Below are 14,708 nucleotides of genomic sequence, written 5' to 3'. Positions count from 1 at the left end.
CCCCCAGAGGAACCTTTTGACTGGAGACTTCTGAGTGGAGCCTTTTGTAGGAGTGCTGGCCAGTGGGCAGCAGCAGTCAGCAAAAGGCATCTTGCAAACGGCATCTGTCAGAAGGCGTCTGTCAAGAGGCGTTTTCTCGCCTGAAAACGCCTTTTAGATCGTGCAGATGGCGTTTTTGGCCCCAAAGATGCCTTCTAGCGGATGCCTTTTCTGGGACACCATTTGGTGACGGTTTGTGGGGTGCCATCTAGCGACCGACCGTGGAGGAGCGTGCGCGGCGGCGGCGGGCTGTGAAGCGGCGTAGTGCGGTGGCGTGGGGAGCTTAGTCGCGGAAGGTGTCGTCGCGACGTTTGCGGGCTTGGGACTCATCACGCGTGATGCCAAGCAGCGGGTATCCGGCAAGGCCGGCTGCTAGGCCTACCGGCAGTAGCCACAGCATGCCGGAGGCCAGCCACAGCACCACACCAAAGATGGCACCGGCAATCAGACACGGAACGAGTTTCTCCTTCATGGAGAAACAGCCTAGTTGCTACCCCGCTCAGCACCAGACTTTCGGCGAAGTAAACGCGAGGCGATGGCCAGCACGATCAGGCCCACTACCCCAGTCACGCCGGCGGTCAGAGCCACGGGCGCACTGACCTGCATCGTTGCCGGAGGCGCCGGGGAGTTATCGGCGTTGTGGACGCCGTCGGTGTCGCGGCCGCTCGTGACGTCCTCGATCCAGTCGCGGACCTCAACCACCGACGTGATGGCAGCACTCGGCGAAGGCAGATCCGGATCCGCGTTCGACGTGCCAGCCGTGGCCACGCCCACGAGGCGGCCGTTGACAAAGAACGGCCCGCCGGAGTCGCCGCCCTGCATGCCCTCACCATTAAGGGACTTCACGTCCATGATGGCAGCCGCAATCATCGGGCCCACTCCCCCGAGTTCACCGGCCGGAATGCTTTCCGCGCCGTCGGGTCCAGCGGCGATCTCTGGCATGTCGCCGCCCTCCATCACCTGGGGCGCGTCGGACGAACCAGGGGCGGGAGCGACCATTCCACCGGGAGCAGGCACAGCCATATCGCCAGGCGCCATAGCCCCGGAATCTCCTGGCGCCACCGGCGTCATCTTCTCGCCGGATTCATCTGGGCTGGCCGGCGGGGTGCCACCGGATAGCAGTTCGCCTACTTCCATCTCAGCCATCGGCAGTTGGCCCTTGCGGGCCATGCGGGAGCTGCTGCTCCAGCCGTAGAAGTGGCCTTTCTCGCCGGCGGTGGGGACAGCGTCCGCGAGCTTGGCTGACTTTATGCCCTTGACGGGCTCGGTCAGGTGCATGAGGCCGGCGTCGATAGTCGGTGAAACAGCCCAGGAGTCCACGTCATAGACGCGGGTGTCCTTGCCCTGGCCAAAGCGAGCTTGTGAGCCCTCGTTGTTGACGGACTCCAAGCAGTGGCGGGCGGTGAGTACCCATTGCTCGGCAACCAGCGTGCCGGTGCAATCGCCGAAGTTTCCAATCTTGCCCATACGTAGCGCAGCCACGACGGCGCTTTCCTCCGAGTGGGGTGCAGGCTGGGCGAATTCCAAGGCCATGGCCGGCGCAGCGCCTAGCCCCACGACCAGAGAGCTGGCCACAACAGCAGTTATCTTTCGTGCCACCATTACGCGGCCACCTCCTTGATTGCCCAAGCCACGGCCCTCTCGGCCGGACCCTTTCCACAGAACTTCTTCCACAGCGCGCTCAACAGAAGGAACGCGAGCACAAAGCCTAGTGCCGCCATGGTGTTGTGCAGCGAGACGTGTGCTTGCCAGTAGCGTGCGGTGAAAATGTGCAGGATATAGATGGTTAACGACATCGAGCCCAATGCCGCGAAGGGGAAGGTCAAGCGCGGCAGCTGACGGCCGATAATCAGGCACAGGTGCAGCACCACCGCGGTGACCGCCACGGAGAGAAGGATTTCACCAAGCACACCCGTATGTCCGGTAAAGCGCAGCCAGCCGGCAATATCCGGGTTGAAGCGCTGCCACAGGCCGATGCCGGCAACGACGACGGCCACCGCGGTCACAACGGCTTGGATGCGGGTGGGGCGGGTGAGGTAGACGTCGTAAAGCAGCATGCCTGCCACCATGTACGCCAGGAATGCCACGAGGGGATAGACCTGCGGGAGGGTATAGGGCGCGTAGAGCACCGTGGCGCCCGCGGTGGCCAGCGCGAAGAGCAGGACCTTCCACACGGTGGCGAGCGGCGGCACCCAAGCGGTAAGAGCCATGGCCGCGCCCATCACGACGAGCACCACCTGAATCTCACCGCCGACGGGCAACAGCGCCACGCCGATGAGCATGACTATCAGGCCGCGGGCGACCAGCTTGAGGAAGACCCGCAGCGAGTAGTCGCGGGCAAGAATCATCATCGTGGTACCTGCAATGATGGCAAAGCCCGCCGCCGGCAGCCCAGAGAGCACCACTTTGGCGCCCCAGACCAGATTGGCCATGTGCAGAATAATCATCCCGATGATGGCCAAGGAACGAGCAATATCGAGGCCCACTATTCGGGCGCGCGCTGACACCTATTCATCTCCTTGCAGTTGAAAACGTCGAAAGACCGACCAATGGCTCTGGCCGGTCTTCCTATTTGTGTGCGTTTTCAGCTCTGCATTTCACTCAGCGCTGCGTGATATGCGTCTCAGCGGCTAAGGGCGATGGCTTTGCCATCGCGCACGAAGTAAATGCGCTCAGGGGTTGCGGAGGCATCGGGGTCCACCATCACCGTTACTGGACTTGCAAGAAGTTTCATGATGGCCCCGTCAGGTTGCGAGCCAAAGCAGATTTTGTCCAACCTCAAATCCCGAGTGATTTCTAGCTGACCATCTCCGCTGCTCTCAAAGTGGAAACTGAGGATATCGCAGGAGAACTGCACGACCCGATCCCTAAAGTTCACGCGAAAGGAATCCGGCTGCTGCGCGGACTCCCACTCGGAATTCACCACGAACTCCATCTGCTGCGCATTGGCGGTGACTAGGCCTGCGGGCACGCCAGTAACAATGTTGCGCTGCGAGGATCCAACTTCCGCTATGCCCGAGCTCCCCGGCAGCTCCGAGGAGCCAGCAAAAGAAAAGAGGGAGGAAATGAAAAGCAGGATAGCGGAGAGAATCGCTTGAATCATGGGCATCATTGTATCCCTCCCAACCGACCAACCATTGGCTCTGGCCGGTCTTCTCATTTCTGTTTGTTGTCAGCTCTGCGTTTCACTCAGCGCTGCGCGATATGCGTCTCAGCGGCTAAGCGCAATGGCCTTTCCATCCCGCACGAGGTAAATGCGCTCAGGGGTTGCGGAGGCATCGGGGTCCACCTTCACCTTCGCCGGTTCGGACAGGAACATGATGAAGGGAAGGTCGACTTTTCCTCTAGGGCAGGCCTTATCCGTCAACATGCTGAGCTCCACGCCGCCATCAACCAAGGTGAAGTCACCGCCGTTACAGGGCAACCACACCGTCTGGTCCTGGAAATTCAAGGAGAAATCCTCTGGGCTCGCCGCAGACTCCCACCTGAAAGCAGTGATATGTTCCATCTGCTCATCGTTTGCCTCGACCAAAGCTGCAGGCGTGTTCGTAATGATGCCGTGCTGGGCGACGTTTAGCCCCCACGCCTCCGAGCTCCCCGCCAGCTCCGAGGAGCCCGCGTTAGAAAACAGCGAGGAGATGAATAGCAGGATGGCGGAGAGAATCGCTTTGATCATATTTCAGAACACTACCGGGTTTGCCCAACCCACGGAGTCGAAAACGAGAAAAGCCGCCCGAAGGCGGCTGAGATTTGGTGCGCCCGGAGGGATTCGAACAAAGTAGTCGGATTCCTTCGATAACGCACTGGTCAACGTCTTTTCTGGTTGCGGTTGACGATACCAGACAGGGCGCGTGCCCAAAACGTGCCCAATAACTCGAATAAGGAGCGCTTGTAATGGATACAGCGACGAAGTTGGATGGGCTTAGTATCCCGTTCTTGGTGAGCGTGAACAACGTGGAGGGACGTCTACAGCTATCACATGATGCCGTGCTCCAAGACTGGCACCCGTTGGTGGTGCCGGTGCTGGAATACGCCCGGCGCGCCGGGCTGTTCGTGCTGCACGATGACGAAGGCGATAACGACTACTTCGTTTCTGGCCGTGAGCGCGAGAGGTGGTTTGCCCTCGGTGTTTAACTACAAACTCGAAACGCTAGCCAACGGTGTTCGTCTCTCCTACGAATTGCCGTATCCAAAGCATGTACCGGCGTCTGTAACCGAATGGATAGCTAGCCAAGATATGACGCGGATTAATACCAGCGTTTCCGGAACCACAGCGACACAGGTTTACGCAGTCTAGGAACACGAATGCCCCGGCCCTTTTGCAAGGTACCGGGGCGTTTCTGGCTTTGTAGGCTTATGCGTCTGCCATAGAAGATGCCAGTAGCGCAGTTGGCCCTGCAATACTGGAACCAACACCGAGAGCGAGTGCCGCAAGACCGCCAAAGAACACCCCGGCAATCAACTTGACGCCCTCCGGATTAAGCATATCCGGGTTCGTGGCGAGCAGTTCGGCTGCGTTAGTAAGCATGTCACTTCCTTTACCTAATCGATAGAGACCTGTTCATATTACCCAATACAACCCGCGCACGGTGCGTTTTAGTTGTTTTCCAAAGCACGATAGATGCTAGGACGTGAAACACCGTAACGACGGGCAATTTCTGCGATTGATACGCCGCTGGCTTTAAGCTCTACAACTTCATTGACCTGCCCCGGGGTTAGCGATGGTTTACGTCCTTTGTATTTTCCTTTGACCTTTGCGATGGCGATACCCTCACGTTGGCGCTCCTTAATCATGCTGCGTTCAAACTCAGCGACTGCACCTAGCATGTTCAGTAGCAGGTTAGACATTGGCGAGTCTTCGCCGGTGAACTCTAGATTTTCTTTGACAAAGCGGACGGCAACGCCTTTGGTGTTTAGTTCTTCCACTATCCCGCGTAGGTCAACGATGTTGCGTGCGAGTCTGTCCATAGAGTGCACCACGAACACGTCCCCCTTGCGGGCGTAGCGGATAGCAGCACTAAGCTGCGGGCGGTTTGTGTCTTTGCCGCTGGCCTTGTCCGTAAACATTTCGTCTACATCTACATCTGATAATTGGCGTTCTTCGTTTTGTCCGTATGAACTTACGCGCTGGTATCCGATTACTGACATTTGCTTAGCGTCCTTTGTGAGAATGTACCGGGGTGTACGTTGGAGTCTATAACCCGGCGTACACAGTGTCAATAAATAGGGATTAGCACCCTATCGTACAGGGGATACGTACACCGCCCCCGGTGTCCGCAGGGGTATAGCCTATCGGACACCCTCGCAGGGACTACCGCGCGCACACTGGGTTTGGACTAGGCAGGCTTTGCCGCAGGTTTGTGGCTGAGTTGAGATTGCAACACACAGGCTTGCACTTTGACACGGGCAACAACGACAAGGAGCCGCCCCGCCCCTAGCGTCCCCCGCTAACAGCACGTCCCCCTTGTGCGGTTCGTAAAGCTACGGGTGCCTCTCGCGCTTCAAACGCACACACCCGATAGAGGCAGGGGTATACCCCTCCCGTACACACCGGGACCGGGACGTATAGCGCCCGCAAACCCGCGCCGGGGTTGCGAAGTCGATGGGATTCATTTCCCGGGGTTATTTGCCTACTGGAAAACTAAATGAATAAAAACAGGCTAGGATTTGACACGTCTGTTCGAAAGTGGAAAGATGAAGCTTTGCGCGGAAAACGGCGAAAGAACCCTGGAAGAAGTCTATCTTCAACCGGGTGGCTGCGCACGATTCGCGAGTGCTGTGTGAGAACTGAGTAGTCAACCGCTGGGCTGTTCTGTTCTATTTTTTGTGCCGCGCACTGCAATGCGCTGTATCTGGATACACCAAAGGAAGGAGTTAGCAATTTGCTGTAGCCGCTACGCTACACCGCCTTCACGAAGAAGGCAAACCCGTTCATTTTTCCCAGTCAATCTAAGGAGGATTGCTATTTCTGTAAACGATTACAACACCCGGCGCGAGGTCTACGCGCTTCAGGGTAAGCGCGAGTGCAAGGATTGCGGCGATGTGATGCCGCTGGATTGTTTCTACGCTGATTACGCGGCTTACGGTGGCTACAAGAGCGTGTGCGCTGAGTGCTGCCGTGCGAAGGACAAGGCCAAACGACAGGAGCCGAAGGACGTTGTAGGGGCGTACACAAGCCGTATCCACAACGCCCGCCAGGATTGGCGAAGGGCCGGTAAGCGCGTGGAGTCCTTCAGCGCCCAGGACGTGATTAAGACCGTTCGAAGGAAGTTCAAAGCTGAGCCGGACAGGTGCCTAATCACAGGCCAGCAACTGCAATGGGATAACCCGCACGACCGCGTGACCTTCCTCAACCTTGACCACGTGCGCGGTGTAAATTCGCCGCGTTCGCGCCACTCAAAGAACAATTTGGTTCCTATGTCCGCTGTGGTCAATCAGGACTATAAGCGCGAGGGTTCATTGCTGGAAGCGTGGAAACGCACACCGACTGGACTTCAGGCCATGTGCTACGCAGGTATTGCCGACGGCATGGCAGGTGTTGACGAAAACGGTAATCCGCTAATCCCTGCGCGGGCTGAGTGGAGCGAAGGCGATAGCGAGCCAATCACCGTGTTTGTCCCGGTTGACGAAGATTAATGGTGCTGTAGAAGGCGATAAAGGCGAAGGGGTGGGCCTTAACCACCCCACAAACCGCTAGAGGGGCATACAGCCCTACAGAGGAAGGAGAATTGTTTGGCAGCACAGGTTGATACCCCCGCGCTCACAGGTGATAGAGCGCAAAGTTATGAGTTCCTGAAGGAGATTCTGGGCATCGTCCCCCTTGAGGATGTAAAAGAACCCACCGACGAAGATAGGTGGTTGATTCCCGGTGTACTCACCAAAACCAACACCATGCTGTACGGACAGGCCAGCGTGGGCAAGTCGATGGTGGTCGCAAGCCTGATTGCGAGCCTGTGGGACGGTCGCGAGTTCTTTAGGATTGCCCCGCTGGCGCAGGGGTTGCGCGGGTTGGTTGTCTGCGCTGATACCGCCGCTGAAGCGGAATACAAAGGCAGGTTAGTCAATCTAGGTGTTACTGATAGCGCCGTAGAGTTCCTGACCAACGCCGATGTGGAAACGCCGTGGGGGTTGCTACACCTGGCTGTTCAGCTAGGAAACTTCGATTACGTCGTGATTGACCACGCCACCGGCGTGTTGGCCGGTGACGAAAAAGAACGTGAACCGTGGCGTAGGTTCTGGCAGGAAGCGGTAGCGCCGTTCAACCTGCCCGTGCTGGTTGTGGCTCACAGTTCTGATGCCACGTACGAAGGCAAGCAGTCTCACCGCCCGCTGGGCAACTCAGCAGCAACCCAGTTCACCCGCTGCGAAGTAGAGGTGTTCAATCCGTCAAACAACAAGTTCGACCAGAGCCATAAGGTTCTACGAAGCAGCTCACGTTACGGCGATGGGATTGAACGCAAGTTCTGGATTGTTGACCCTGGTGTTATCGTCGTTGACGAATACGACGAAACCACGAAGGCCCGGGACAGGAACCGCGAAACCCTGGACACCAACGCGGCGATTGCGCGCCGGGCTTGCGAGTCTTCGGAGACCACCAACACAGGCGTTGCCGGTGAGATTTGCGCAGAGTTCGACATGACAGAGGGCGGCATGAGGAACAAGCTCACCAATCTTGCTAAGGCCGGATTATTGGTGAAGAAGTCCAGCGCCGCCGGTGGAATGTACTCACCAGGGCCAAAACTAAAGGGCTAGTTTTGCATCGTAGCCGATGCAGACGGGTGCAAATGCTCAGTGTTTCCGCTGGTCACAGCGTTGCATTTTGCATCTGCACCCCCCTTATATATCCCCCACTTCACTTCGTTCTTGTCGCTACGCTCCCTTAGGCTGCCGAAGATTAACGGCGTTCTGGTTGAACGCCTTAAGCGAAGGCCGTTAGGTGGACACACTAGCGATTGAGGAACCGGCATAGGCGGTTCCGATAGGAGCACGCAGAGCGTAGCGGGGCCGGGACTTGGTGCCCGTCCCCTGAAGGCCCGAAGGAGCCTGAAGGGTGGAATAACCGCGTCCACCTTCACGGTGTCCGCTGCGAAGGCCTGAAGGAGCCTGAGCGGTGTCCACCAAAGCCGGAACCATGAGGTGAAGGCTGATTATTGTGGTTCCGGTGTCCTGAGCTGCCCTCAGCACACCTCACAGCGGCGGCCCGAAGGGGCCGAAGCGTGGATTATCTACCACGGCCTGAGCATGAGACGAAGGCCGGTGTCCTGGACACTTGCCAGTCCACCGGGTTGACAACCTTCATACGCAGAATGTCAATCAGCCAGATTGACCTTCAGCATGAGTTCTACAGGCCGGTGCTCACGCACCTTCATGTAAGTATCCACGATGGTGGAAGTATCTTCCTGGCCTAGGATTCTTCCTATCTCCTTCGGAGTTGCACCGGCTTCAGCGAGCCGGGTAATCAGGTAGTTTCTGCCGTAGTGGGGTGTGATAGTTTTATCCACGCCCGCAAGCTTCCTTGCCCGGTGGAAGATGGAGCGGTACGAGGTATCAAAGACAGCGTTACCGGTTTCGGTGACCGTGGCGAAGTCATCCGGGGCCGTTGGGAACTTGCGCAGGTGCTCAGCAGCGTAGCCGACGAACTCAGGCAAGATTGGCACGGTTCGATAACCGGCCATCGTCTTTGGCGGGTGAAGTTCCATCATCATGCCACCCGCGCCGTTAGGCACGCGGGCTAACGTCCCTTCCACTTTCACGAAGACCTGAGAGCCTTCGACGGTGATGTTTCCGGTCTTGATTGCCAGAGCTTCACCAACGCGCAAGCCATGGAACAAACACAACACGGTAACCAGTTTGTACCGCGCCGGGACGTGCGCCAGGATTGCCTTCAGCTCAGCGGTTGCCGGTAGTTCCTTGCGCTTCGTCTGTGGACGCTTTGACGCTGCCCGGACAATGACAGGGTTCGACTGAATATAGCCGTATTCGACGGCGATACCGATGCAGGTGCGCAGTTTCGTGTACGCCGCATGATTCCGATACGGCGACTCTGGATAGGCCTTCGTGGTTTCTTGCCACCACACACCAACCATTGCCGGGGTGAGCTTATCCACGGGGATAGTACATAGCCTTTCGTTGCCCAGGATTCGACCAGAGACTATTTCAGCGTACTTGCGGTGTGTAGAAGTCCTAACGCTGAGCTTCACGCTGTCTAACCAGTGCTGCACCATTTCACCCACCGTAGGGATTACCTGAGCAGGTTCCACCGTGGGAGGTTCCCAGGTGCCTAGGTCAATGGCCTTGCGAACGCTGGCAAGCCACGCCAGCGCGCTTAGCCCATCTGCGAAGGTGGAAGGAGCTTTGTACCGGTTGCCGTCCGGCCCGGTGTAGCGTGCTTGGATTCTTCCACTGGCAAGCTTGCGTGTGCTGCCAAATTTCGTGCCCAATTCGTGCCCAATACTTCCCGAAAACCAACGCCGGGCTGTGTGTTGGTTGTTCGTTCGTCGTGATAGTCTTTAATAGCCCTACCAGCGAAGACGTTGCAAAACGACAAAAGCCAGAACGTAAAAATACGTCCTGACCTGCCTATTTGTGCGCCCGGAGGGATTCGAACCCCCAACCTTCTGATCCGTAGAGAGAAGGTAATGGACCTTCACCTGGGCTAATGACGACTGTGTTTGCACGATGTTTGCAGTCGATCCTTGCCTATTCAGAGTTTTGAAAAATTGCGAGATTTTGCAGGCTTTCGACACTCGACGGCGTTAGGTCCGCCACTCCCGGTTATGATAACAAACACATCGCAACCGGGTTGACCCCACAACCCGGTGGTGTATAGTTATAGGTGTAAGGCAGAGAGTCACAGTGAAAAGGAAAAGAAAAATGACCACCTACACCACCAAGAACGAAGCAGTCCTCCGCGAAATCATCGAACCGCTCGGCGAATACGCCAACGAGCATGACGTGGACACCATCGCAGACAAACTCATCATCGCCGGCGACAATGGCTTCCGCCTCAACCAGGACGCCGACTTCTGGGGAGTAGTCGCCAACAACCCCCTCTAAGAAGCAGCCCGGAAGGTCGTAGCAGGGGTTCGACTCCCCCGCCGGGCACCAAGACCACTACCAGAAAGGACACCCACCATGACCACCATCGATAACCTCACCGAAACCCTGCACTACATGCTCGACATGGACGAGGACGCCGCCGAAGATGCACTCCGCACCTACATCACCCAAATCGAGGAGCTGGAAGGCCGCGACATCGACGAGGACGAAATCAGCGAGGACGATGCCGACTTTCTTATCGGCGCCGTGAAATCAGCCCGCGCCGCCGGAGACCTAGGAGCACGCCAACTCGCCGCCGTCGAGGAAGCCGCCACCGCATACCAAGACGCCGCCGACACAGCCGACGCGCTCCGCCAGGAGCGTGACAAAGCTATCCGCGCCGCCCTCGCCGCCGGTGCCAGCAAGGCCAGCGTGGCCCGCGCCGCCGGCGTCTCCCCGCAAGCGATTAGCAAGATGAGCCGCTAATGCAGGTAGGCGATAAAGATGGGCATGGCCGGTACGGCATCATCGACGAATCCCCCGACGGCCTCCTATGCCATGAGTGCGGTAAGCGATTCAAGCACCTCTCTACCCATGTCAGCCTGGGTCATAGAATCAAGGTTGCCGACTATCGCGAGCGTCACGGGCTGCATGCCCAAAAGCCCCTTGTATCCCAGCAGGTGCGTGGAAATATGCGCCGCTCATGGGAAAAGCACTCCAGTGAGCACCTTGCGGACTTGGATGCCCACCGCAACCCGATTAAAGCGGTGGAGGCGTCGCGTGAGATTAGTCGAAATCGGTCTGCGGGGGCGAAAGCGGGACGTGTGGCTGCTCTTAAATCGCGGAGGGGTAGGCCTCTCACGCAGCAGGAAATCGACGTACTGAATGCTGCCCCTGGGATACCTGAGTGGTCCGAACTTGCGCACAAAATCCTCGAGGATTCATCAGTGTCTGTGCGCTCACTAGCGGAGTCATTGGGAATGAAGCATGTGACTGCCCATCAGCGTCTTAAGCGGTATAGGCCTCCTGGGTGGGAATCGCGTGGTTCGGGGAATTTCTTCTCTGCGACAGAAGCCCCCTAAAACGCAGAAAGAGGCCCCCACCCACTAGGGGTGAGGGTCAAACTTCAAGGGCTTTCAAAAGTCGTTTTCTAGCTCGTCCGGGATAGGTAGCTCGTCAACGCTCTCCGGGTGGCGCAGCCGCCACTGGCGGATGTGATGCACGGCAACGAAGTAGCGGCTTTTCCACACCTCCAATTTGTCGCGCAGCTCCGCAATCTCAGCCCGCATCTCATTAATGGATTTGTCGCGGGCCTCGAGCTGCTCGTTCGTCCACTCGCGGATGCTTTTGGTGAATGATTCCCACTCCGGGCCACGCGTCTCCAGCTCCGCTTTCCTCTTCTGGTTCTTCTCGGTCAGGACGCTACCCATCACTGTGCCAGCGACGCCGATGACGGCGACGATGATAGTAGCCAGTGGCCCATCTACGGGCATGGCGTCACCTCCCGTCTACGATTTTCAGCTCACCGGTCTGGCCGCGTCCGTATGCGTAGAGGGTCATGGTTGCGATGCCGATGTAGCCTAGCGATGACACCCAAGCCCGTGACAGGTCATCCAATATCGTGGCGAAGATAAAGCTGAGTGCCCACATGGAATGCAGCCCAACAACGGCACCCACGGCGGCGGGCACCAGCTTGTGCCACCTGGCGCCACAGATACAGAGCACGCCCATGAGGAGCCACACCACAGCCCACGACGGAGGATTAAGCACACTCTCCATGAAATGCGTGGGCTTGCGTTCAGGATTCACCAGCAGCGGCGTGTAAGACAAGCCCCGGGCAATAGAGATACTGCCCAGAATCATCAGGCCTGCCGCATCCGACACCAACCACCGAGAGGCGCGGCGTTTAATACTCTCCCACCTCACGGTCTACTCCCCCGCACGGTGCCGGCCAACATAAACCAAGCTAGCCGTCTCAGGAGTCGACACCTTGAGCGAAGCAACAGACGTGAGTACGGAGGCCACTGTCGCGGTAGCCGCGAGGCCCAGCCCTTGCCTCCAATCCATCTCCCAGACCGCCTGGTCCACGACCAGCCAAGCTAGTAAGGTTTGAGCGAATGTTTTCGCGGCGCGCTCAAACAAGTCGAGCCAAAACTGCTTACTTCTCATTGTCCTCCCCCGGCATCTTGCAGACCTCATGTGACTCATCATGGGATTCAACGGCTTCAGCAAGCTCGTCAAGAGCCTCCTGCGTCTGAGAGGCCTTCCCTCGATACTCCACATGCAGCTCCTCGACCTTGCGGTCGGTCTGCATGATGAACTCGGTCAACGGTGCCTTGAACTTGGAGCCCGTGACGCGGGACGGCTCCGGGGCGAAGAGCACGTTGTGAATAGCGCGGGTCTTGACGAGCAGCTCCTTCTGCTCCTCGGCGGAAAGTGACATGAGAAAATCCTCCTCTTTCTTAGGCGCCTGCACAGCAGGCTTAGTCATTTCGTCGTACCAACACTGGGCACGCTCGATGTAGTGGTCGTGATATTTATGCCCCGGCCGTAGGTGGTAGGGGCAGGCGGTACGCCCGCCTGATTCGATGCTGTGGAAACGTACATTCGCGCCGGAAACTGGGCGGCCGAGGCCGTAGAAGCGGCAGAGCGCAGCGACTAACCGTGCACCGGTCTCCAGCGTTGTTTTTCCAATGGGCCAGTCGGCAGCGGCTCCGGCCTCGTTTGAGTGCTCGATGATGAGCGATTCTTGATTAGAGACAAGGTTTGCGTTTCCCCAGGCCGTGTCTCGATCCCAGACGAGCTGGCCTACCTCGCCACTCGGGTCGATGGCGTAGTGGCCAGACGCTGGTCTACTGAGCCAGACGTTGTAGCACTCATCAGTGCCGCCGACCATGGCCATGTGGTGAATAGTGACATGCCGGATCTTTCTCCCGGCGCGCCCCGGCGTGAAATGTCGGGGTATTAATCGGACACGGTCAGGAAGGACATTTAGCCAATCTTTCACGTGTACCTCCTTCTTTATGAGCAACGCCCTCTAGCGCGGGCTAGAGGGCGTCTGGTTTAAGCCTTGGAAAAAAGGCTGTGTGCTGCATTCGGTGGCCAGTGGTTGGCTAGCTTGTGGCCAGAAATCACTTCGTAGAGTTCGCCGTTGAATTCAACGAAATTTCCCTTCTCGACCTGGATTCCGGCGATAAACGGGAATGGGTTATCCCGTCGTCCTTGAGGGATTACCTCTCCGGATTCATCGGTGACTGGAGACGGTGGTTGCACTTCGTGGGTGACGTCGCGCCAGATGTTGGTATGGACGCCTTCGGCTCCTGGTTCCCAGGTGTTGAGGTTTTCGGTTTCCGAAAGCCAGTACTTTTCGGCGTGCTTCACGACTGCGCCCTGGCGGAAGGCCTTGAGGAAGTCCGAGCCGGGGTTCTTCCACGTGGGAACCTTGCTGGGGTCTTCCTTCGCCTCTTCGAGGGTGACGTGGGCGGAGACCAAATCGGGCGCGTTTTCGGCGAGACCAGCCACGATTTCAGCACGCGCTTTCTCTTCGGCGGCGCGGGCGGGCCGTTCGCGGCGCTCGGCGGATAGCTTCGCCGATGCCTCCATGAGCCGGTCCTCGGGGATGGCCTTGAGGCCCTCCACCCAGGCGTCGAAATCAAAATCTTCCATGATTCATTTCCTTTCAGATATAAGTAAAGCCACCCCGGAGGGTGGCTAAGATTCAGGCGGGAAGTTTATAACCTGTATCGACACCGAGCCGTTGTTCATGGTCTTGGTGGTGACGCGCTCCGCGTAGATACGCAGGTACACGCCACCGTCTGCCATGCCGGTTCTGGGGTTGGAGATATGGCCCGTCCAAATCCTTTTTGTGGCCTCATAATCAGCCGGCGGCGCGGCGAGTGTCTTTGAGTAGTCAGTCCCCTGGTTCAGGGTCAGCTCCATGCTGGCGCCGTCCATGCTGGTAGCAATCACAGTGACCAGAGACAAGCCTTTCGGCAGAAACACGAAATTTCTTCCGTCATCGACACGCACCATCGGGGCCCGCGTTGCATACGCCTCCGAGCCACGTTTAAAGACGTACGTCTTCGGCAGATACAGATCCATGCTTGGGGCAGTCATCTAGACCACCCCCGCGGTGGTTAGTACTTCAGGATTGTTACGGAGTAGTCCGCGCCGTCGGTGTTGGAGAAGAACGACAGGAAGCGGGTTGTTCCTTCGGGCCGGGCCACGTTCGGCAGAACTACTGTTTGCCCATCCGCCATATTCACGCTTTGATACCGCGTTTTGTACCCAGCGGTGGTCGATAGATGCACAGAGCCGGTTCCACCACGCACCGAAACCGTGATGGATTGCACGCCGGTATACAGCGGTAAATAGTTTCCGAAGCCCGGAAACGCCACTGCGGTCCCTTTGGACACTATCGAGTAGGTGATGATTTCCGGAACGTTCACAGGGGAGGTCACCTACACCACCGCCCCGGCGGTTAGAGCTGTGGGAGTGGGTACACCTCGATAGTGCCGCGAGCCCCCGCGGATAATGGCGCGTTGTTGGTCGATTCCAGATAGACATAGTCGCCACTCTTCGAGCCGACGACCGCCGTCCCAGAACGGAACCCCCCCCCCCCGCTGGAATGT

Annotated in this window: 21 protein-coding genes and 1 tRNA gene; 6 read left to right on the top strand and 16 right to left on the bottom strand. The window is 57.9% G+C overall.

All coding sequences use genetic code 11. From position 1 onward, the window contains the following. Positions 1-322: 322 nt before the first annotated feature. From HMPREF2978_RS04835 to HMPREF2978_RS04815, 5 genes are all read right to left on the bottom strand, one after another. A complete protein-coding gene (locus HMPREF2978_RS04835; protein ID WP_070744400.1) occupies positions 323-511 on the bottom strand; it encodes a hypothetical protein in 189 nt (62 codons plus the stop codon). Between the two features lie 11 nt (positions 512-522). Then, a complete protein-coding gene (locus HMPREF2978_RS04830) occupies positions 523-1,641 on the bottom strand; it encodes a trypsin-like serine protease (protein ID WP_070744398.1) in 1,119 nt (372 codons plus the stop codon). Continuing rightward, a complete protein-coding gene (locus tag HMPREF2978_RS04825; RefSeq protein ID WP_070744397.1) occupies positions 1,641-2,546 on the bottom strand; it encodes a DUF418 domain-containing protein in 906 nt (301 codons plus the stop codon). The genes HMPREF2978_RS04830 and HMPREF2978_RS04825 overlap by 1 nt, the downstream gene beginning before the upstream one ends. A 116-nt stretch (positions 2,547-2,662) precedes the next feature. Further along, entirely contained in the window at positions 2,663-3,142 is a 480-nt protein-coding gene (locus HMPREF2978_RS04820) for a hypothetical protein (protein ID WP_070744396.1), read from the bottom strand. A gap of 108 nt (positions 3,143-3,250) precedes the next feature. Next, positions 3,251-3,715: a hypothetical protein gene (locus tag HMPREF2978_RS04815; RefSeq protein WP_070744395.1), complete on the bottom strand. Its 465-nt coding sequence runs from the start codon at positions 3,713-3,715 to the stop codon at positions 3,251-3,253. Between the two features lie 218 nt (positions 3,716-3,933). Between HMPREF2978_RS04815 and HMPREF2978_RS04810 the strand changes: the two genes are divergently transcribed. Then, positions 3,934-4,173, top strand: a complete 240-nt coding sequence (locus tag HMPREF2978_RS04810; protein ID WP_070744393.1) for a hypothetical protein — start codon at positions 3,934-3,936, stop codon at positions 4,171-4,173. Between the two features lie 220 nt (positions 4,174-4,393). On the opposite strand, the gene HMPREF2978_RS13215 is transcribed toward HMPREF2978_RS04810, so the two are convergent. Together HMPREF2978_RS13215 and HMPREF2978_RS04805 are read right to left on the bottom strand one after the other, a co-directional pair. Beyond that, entirely contained in the window at positions 4,394-4,567 is a 174-nt protein-coding gene (locus tag HMPREF2978_RS13215; protein ID WP_168166441.1) for a hypothetical protein, read from the bottom strand. 68 nt (positions 4,568-4,635) lie between these two features. Continuing rightward, complete coding sequence (locus HMPREF2978_RS04805) at positions 4,636-5,187, bottom strand: recombinase family protein (protein ID WP_070744391.1); 552 nt, start codon at positions 5,185-5,187, stop codon at positions 4,636-4,638. Positions 5,188-6,084: 897 nt separating this feature from the next. Between HMPREF2978_RS04805 and HMPREF2978_RS04800 the strand changes: the two genes are divergently transcribed. Together HMPREF2978_RS04800 and HMPREF2978_RS04795 are read left to right on the top strand one after the other, a co-directional pair. Beyond that, positions 6,085-6,675, top strand: a complete 591-nt coding sequence (locus tag HMPREF2978_RS04800; protein ID WP_070744389.1) for a hypothetical protein — start codon at positions 6,085-6,087, stop codon at positions 6,673-6,675. Between the two features lie 96 nt (positions 6,676-6,771). Further along, entirely contained in the window at positions 6,772-7,791 is a 1,020-nt protein-coding gene (locus tag HMPREF2978_RS04795) for an AAA family ATPase (protein WP_070744386.1), read from the top strand. A gap of 557 nt (positions 7,792-8,348) precedes the next feature. Here HMPREF2978_RS04795 and HMPREF2978_RS04790 read toward each other — a convergent pair. Together HMPREF2978_RS04790 and HMPREF2978_RS13210 are read right to left on the bottom strand one after the other, a co-directional pair. Next, positions 8,349-9,146, bottom strand: coding sequence for a tyrosine-type recombinase/integrase (locus HMPREF2978_RS04790; RefSeq protein ID WP_168166440.1), 798 nt, complete (start codon positions 9,144-9,146; stop codon positions 8,349-8,351). Between the two features lie 481 nt (positions 9,147-9,627). Continuing rightward, positions 9,628-9,695: transfer RNA gene (locus HMPREF2978_RS13210), tRNA-OTHER, on the bottom strand. Positions 9,696-9,912: 217 nt separating this feature from the next. On the opposite strand from HMPREF2978_RS13210, the gene HMPREF2978_RS04785 reads away from it, so the two are divergent. The 3 genes from HMPREF2978_RS04785 (at position 9,913) to HMPREF2978_RS13555 (ending at position 11,159) form a co-directional block, all read left to right on the top strand. Further along, on the top strand, positions 9,913-10,095 hold the full coding sequence (locus HMPREF2978_RS04785) for a hypothetical protein (RefSeq protein ID WP_070744382.1): 183 nt from the start codon (positions 9,913-9,915) through the stop codon (positions 10,093-10,095). A 78-nt stretch (positions 10,096-10,173) separates the two neighbouring features. Further along, entirely contained in the window at positions 10,174-10,563 is a 390-nt protein-coding gene (locus tag HMPREF2978_RS04780) for a hypothetical protein (protein WP_070744380.1), read from the top strand. Beyond that, positions 10,563-11,159 carry a MucR family transcriptional regulator gene (locus tag HMPREF2978_RS13555; protein ID WP_070744378.1) on the top strand — a complete coding sequence of 199 codons (597 nt, stop codon included), beginning with the start codon at positions 10,563-10,565 and terminating at the stop codon, positions 11,157-11,159. The genes HMPREF2978_RS04780 and HMPREF2978_RS13555 overlap by 1 nt, the downstream gene beginning before the upstream one ends. A 54-nt stretch (positions 11,160-11,213) precedes the next feature. On the opposite strand, the gene HMPREF2978_RS04770 is transcribed toward HMPREF2978_RS13555, so the two are convergent. The 7 genes from HMPREF2978_RS04770 to HMPREF2978_RS04740 are packed head-to-tail and all read right to left on the bottom strand — an operon-like array spanning position 11,214 to position 14,525. Next, positions 11,214-11,570, bottom strand: coding sequence for a hypothetical protein (locus HMPREF2978_RS04770; RefSeq protein ID WP_070744375.1), 357 nt, complete (start codon positions 11,568-11,570; stop codon positions 11,214-11,216). Between the two features lie 4 nt (positions 11,571-11,574). After that, complete coding sequence (locus tag HMPREF2978_RS04765; RefSeq protein WP_070744373.1) at positions 11,575-12,003, bottom strand: hypothetical protein; 429 nt, start codon at positions 12,001-12,003, stop codon at positions 11,575-11,577. Positions 12,004-12,006: 3 nt separating this feature from the next. After that, a complete protein-coding gene (locus tag HMPREF2978_RS04760) occupies positions 12,007-12,246 on the bottom strand; it encodes a holin (RefSeq protein WP_070744371.1) in 240 nt (79 codons plus the stop codon). Then, positions 12,236-13,084 (bottom strand): peptidoglycan recognition protein family protein, encoded by an 849-nt coding sequence (locus tag HMPREF2978_RS04755; RefSeq protein WP_070744369.1) that lies wholly within the window; start codon positions 13,082-13,084, stop codon positions 12,236-12,238. Before HMPREF2978_RS04755 ends, HMPREF2978_RS04760 begins: the two co-directional genes overlap by 11 nt. Positions 13,085-13,140: 56 nt before the next feature. Then, the gene (locus tag HMPREF2978_RS04750; RefSeq protein WP_070744367.1) at positions 13,141-13,743 is read right to left on the bottom strand and encodes a hypothetical protein; all 603 of its coding nucleotides are present in this window, start codon (positions 13,741-13,743) and stop codon (positions 13,141-13,143) included. Between the two features lie 45 nt (positions 13,744-13,788). Further along, positions 13,789-14,178: a hypothetical protein gene (locus HMPREF2978_RS04745; RefSeq protein ID WP_210398336.1), complete on the bottom strand. Its 390-nt coding sequence runs from the start codon at positions 14,176-14,178 to the stop codon at positions 13,789-13,791. Positions 14,179-14,213: 35 nt separating this feature from the next. Beyond that, positions 14,214-14,525: a hypothetical protein gene (locus HMPREF2978_RS04740; protein WP_070744363.1), complete on the bottom strand. Its 312-nt coding sequence runs from the start codon at positions 14,523-14,525 to the stop codon at positions 14,214-14,216. Positions 14,526-14,708 lie beyond the last annotated feature (183 nt).

The organism is Corynebacterium sp. HMSC074C01 (genome assembly GCF_001814605.1).
Classification (GTDB): Bacteria; Actinomycetota; Actinomycetes; order Mycobacteriales; family Mycobacteriaceae; genus Corynebacterium.
Note: the sequence above shows the minus strand (reverse complement) of the source record. Positions and strands in the feature narration are given on the sequence as shown.

Bases quoted from the DNA above. Each gene is read 5' to 3' on its own strand.
- HMPREF2978_RS04750 (WP_070744367.1), bottom strand. From the start codon at position 13,743: ATGGAAGATTTTGATTTCGACGCCTGGGTGGAGGGCCTCAAGGCCATC.
- HMPREF2978_RS04815 (WP_070744395.1), bottom strand. From the start codon at position 3,715: ATGATCAAAGCGATTCTCTCCGCCATCCTGCTATTCATCTCCTCGCTG.
- HMPREF2978_RS13215 (WP_168166441.1), bottom strand. From the start codon at position 4,567: ATGCTTACTAACGCAGCCGAACTGCTCGCCACGAACCCGGATATGCTT.
- HMPREF2978_RS04800 (WP_070744389.1), top strand. From the start codon at position 6,085: ATGCCGCTGGATTGTTTCTACGCTGATTACGCGGCTTACGGTGGCTAC.
- HMPREF2978_RS04835 (WP_070744400.1), bottom strand. From the start codon at position 511: ATGAAGGAGAAACTCGTTCCGTGTCTGATTGCCGGTGCCATCTTTGGT.
- HMPREF2978_RS04770 (WP_070744375.1), bottom strand. From the start codon at position 11,570: ATGCCCGTAGATGGGCCACTGGCTACTATCATCGTCGCCGTCATCGGC.
- HMPREF2978_RS04780 (WP_070744380.1), top strand. From the start codon at position 10,174: ATGACCACCATCGATAACCTCACCGAAACCCTGCACTACATGCTCGAC.
- HMPREF2978_RS04785 (WP_070744382.1), top strand. From the start codon at position 9,913: ATGACCACCTACACCACCAAGAACGAAGCAGTCCTCCGCGAAATCATC.
- HMPREF2978_RS04810 (WP_070744393.1), top strand. From the start codon at position 3,934: ATGGATACAGCGACGAAGTTGGATGGGCTTAGTATCCCGTTCTTGGTG.
- HMPREF2978_RS04760 (WP_070744371.1), bottom strand. From the start codon at position 12,246: ATGAGAAGTAAGCAGTTTTGGCTCGACTTGTTTGAGCGCGCCGCGAAA.
- HMPREF2978_RS13555 (WP_070744378.1), top strand. From the start codon at position 10,563: ATGCAGGTAGGCGATAAAGATGGGCATGGCCGGTACGGCATCATCGAC.
- HMPREF2978_RS04745 (WP_210398336.1), bottom strand. From the start codon at position 14,178: ATGGATCTGTATCTGCCGAAGACGTACGTCTTTAAACGTGGCTCGGAG.
- HMPREF2978_RS04830 (WP_070744398.1), bottom strand. From the start codon at position 1,641: ATGGTGGCACGAAAGATAACTGCTGTTGTGGCCAGCTCTCTGGTCGTG.
- HMPREF2978_RS04805 (WP_070744391.1), bottom strand. From the start codon at position 5,187: ATGTCAGTAATCGGATACCAGCGCGTAAGTTCATACGGACAAAACGAA.
- HMPREF2978_RS04820 (WP_070744396.1), bottom strand. From the start codon at position 3,142: ATGATTCAAGCGATTCTCTCCGCTATCCTGCTTTTCATTTCCTCCCTC.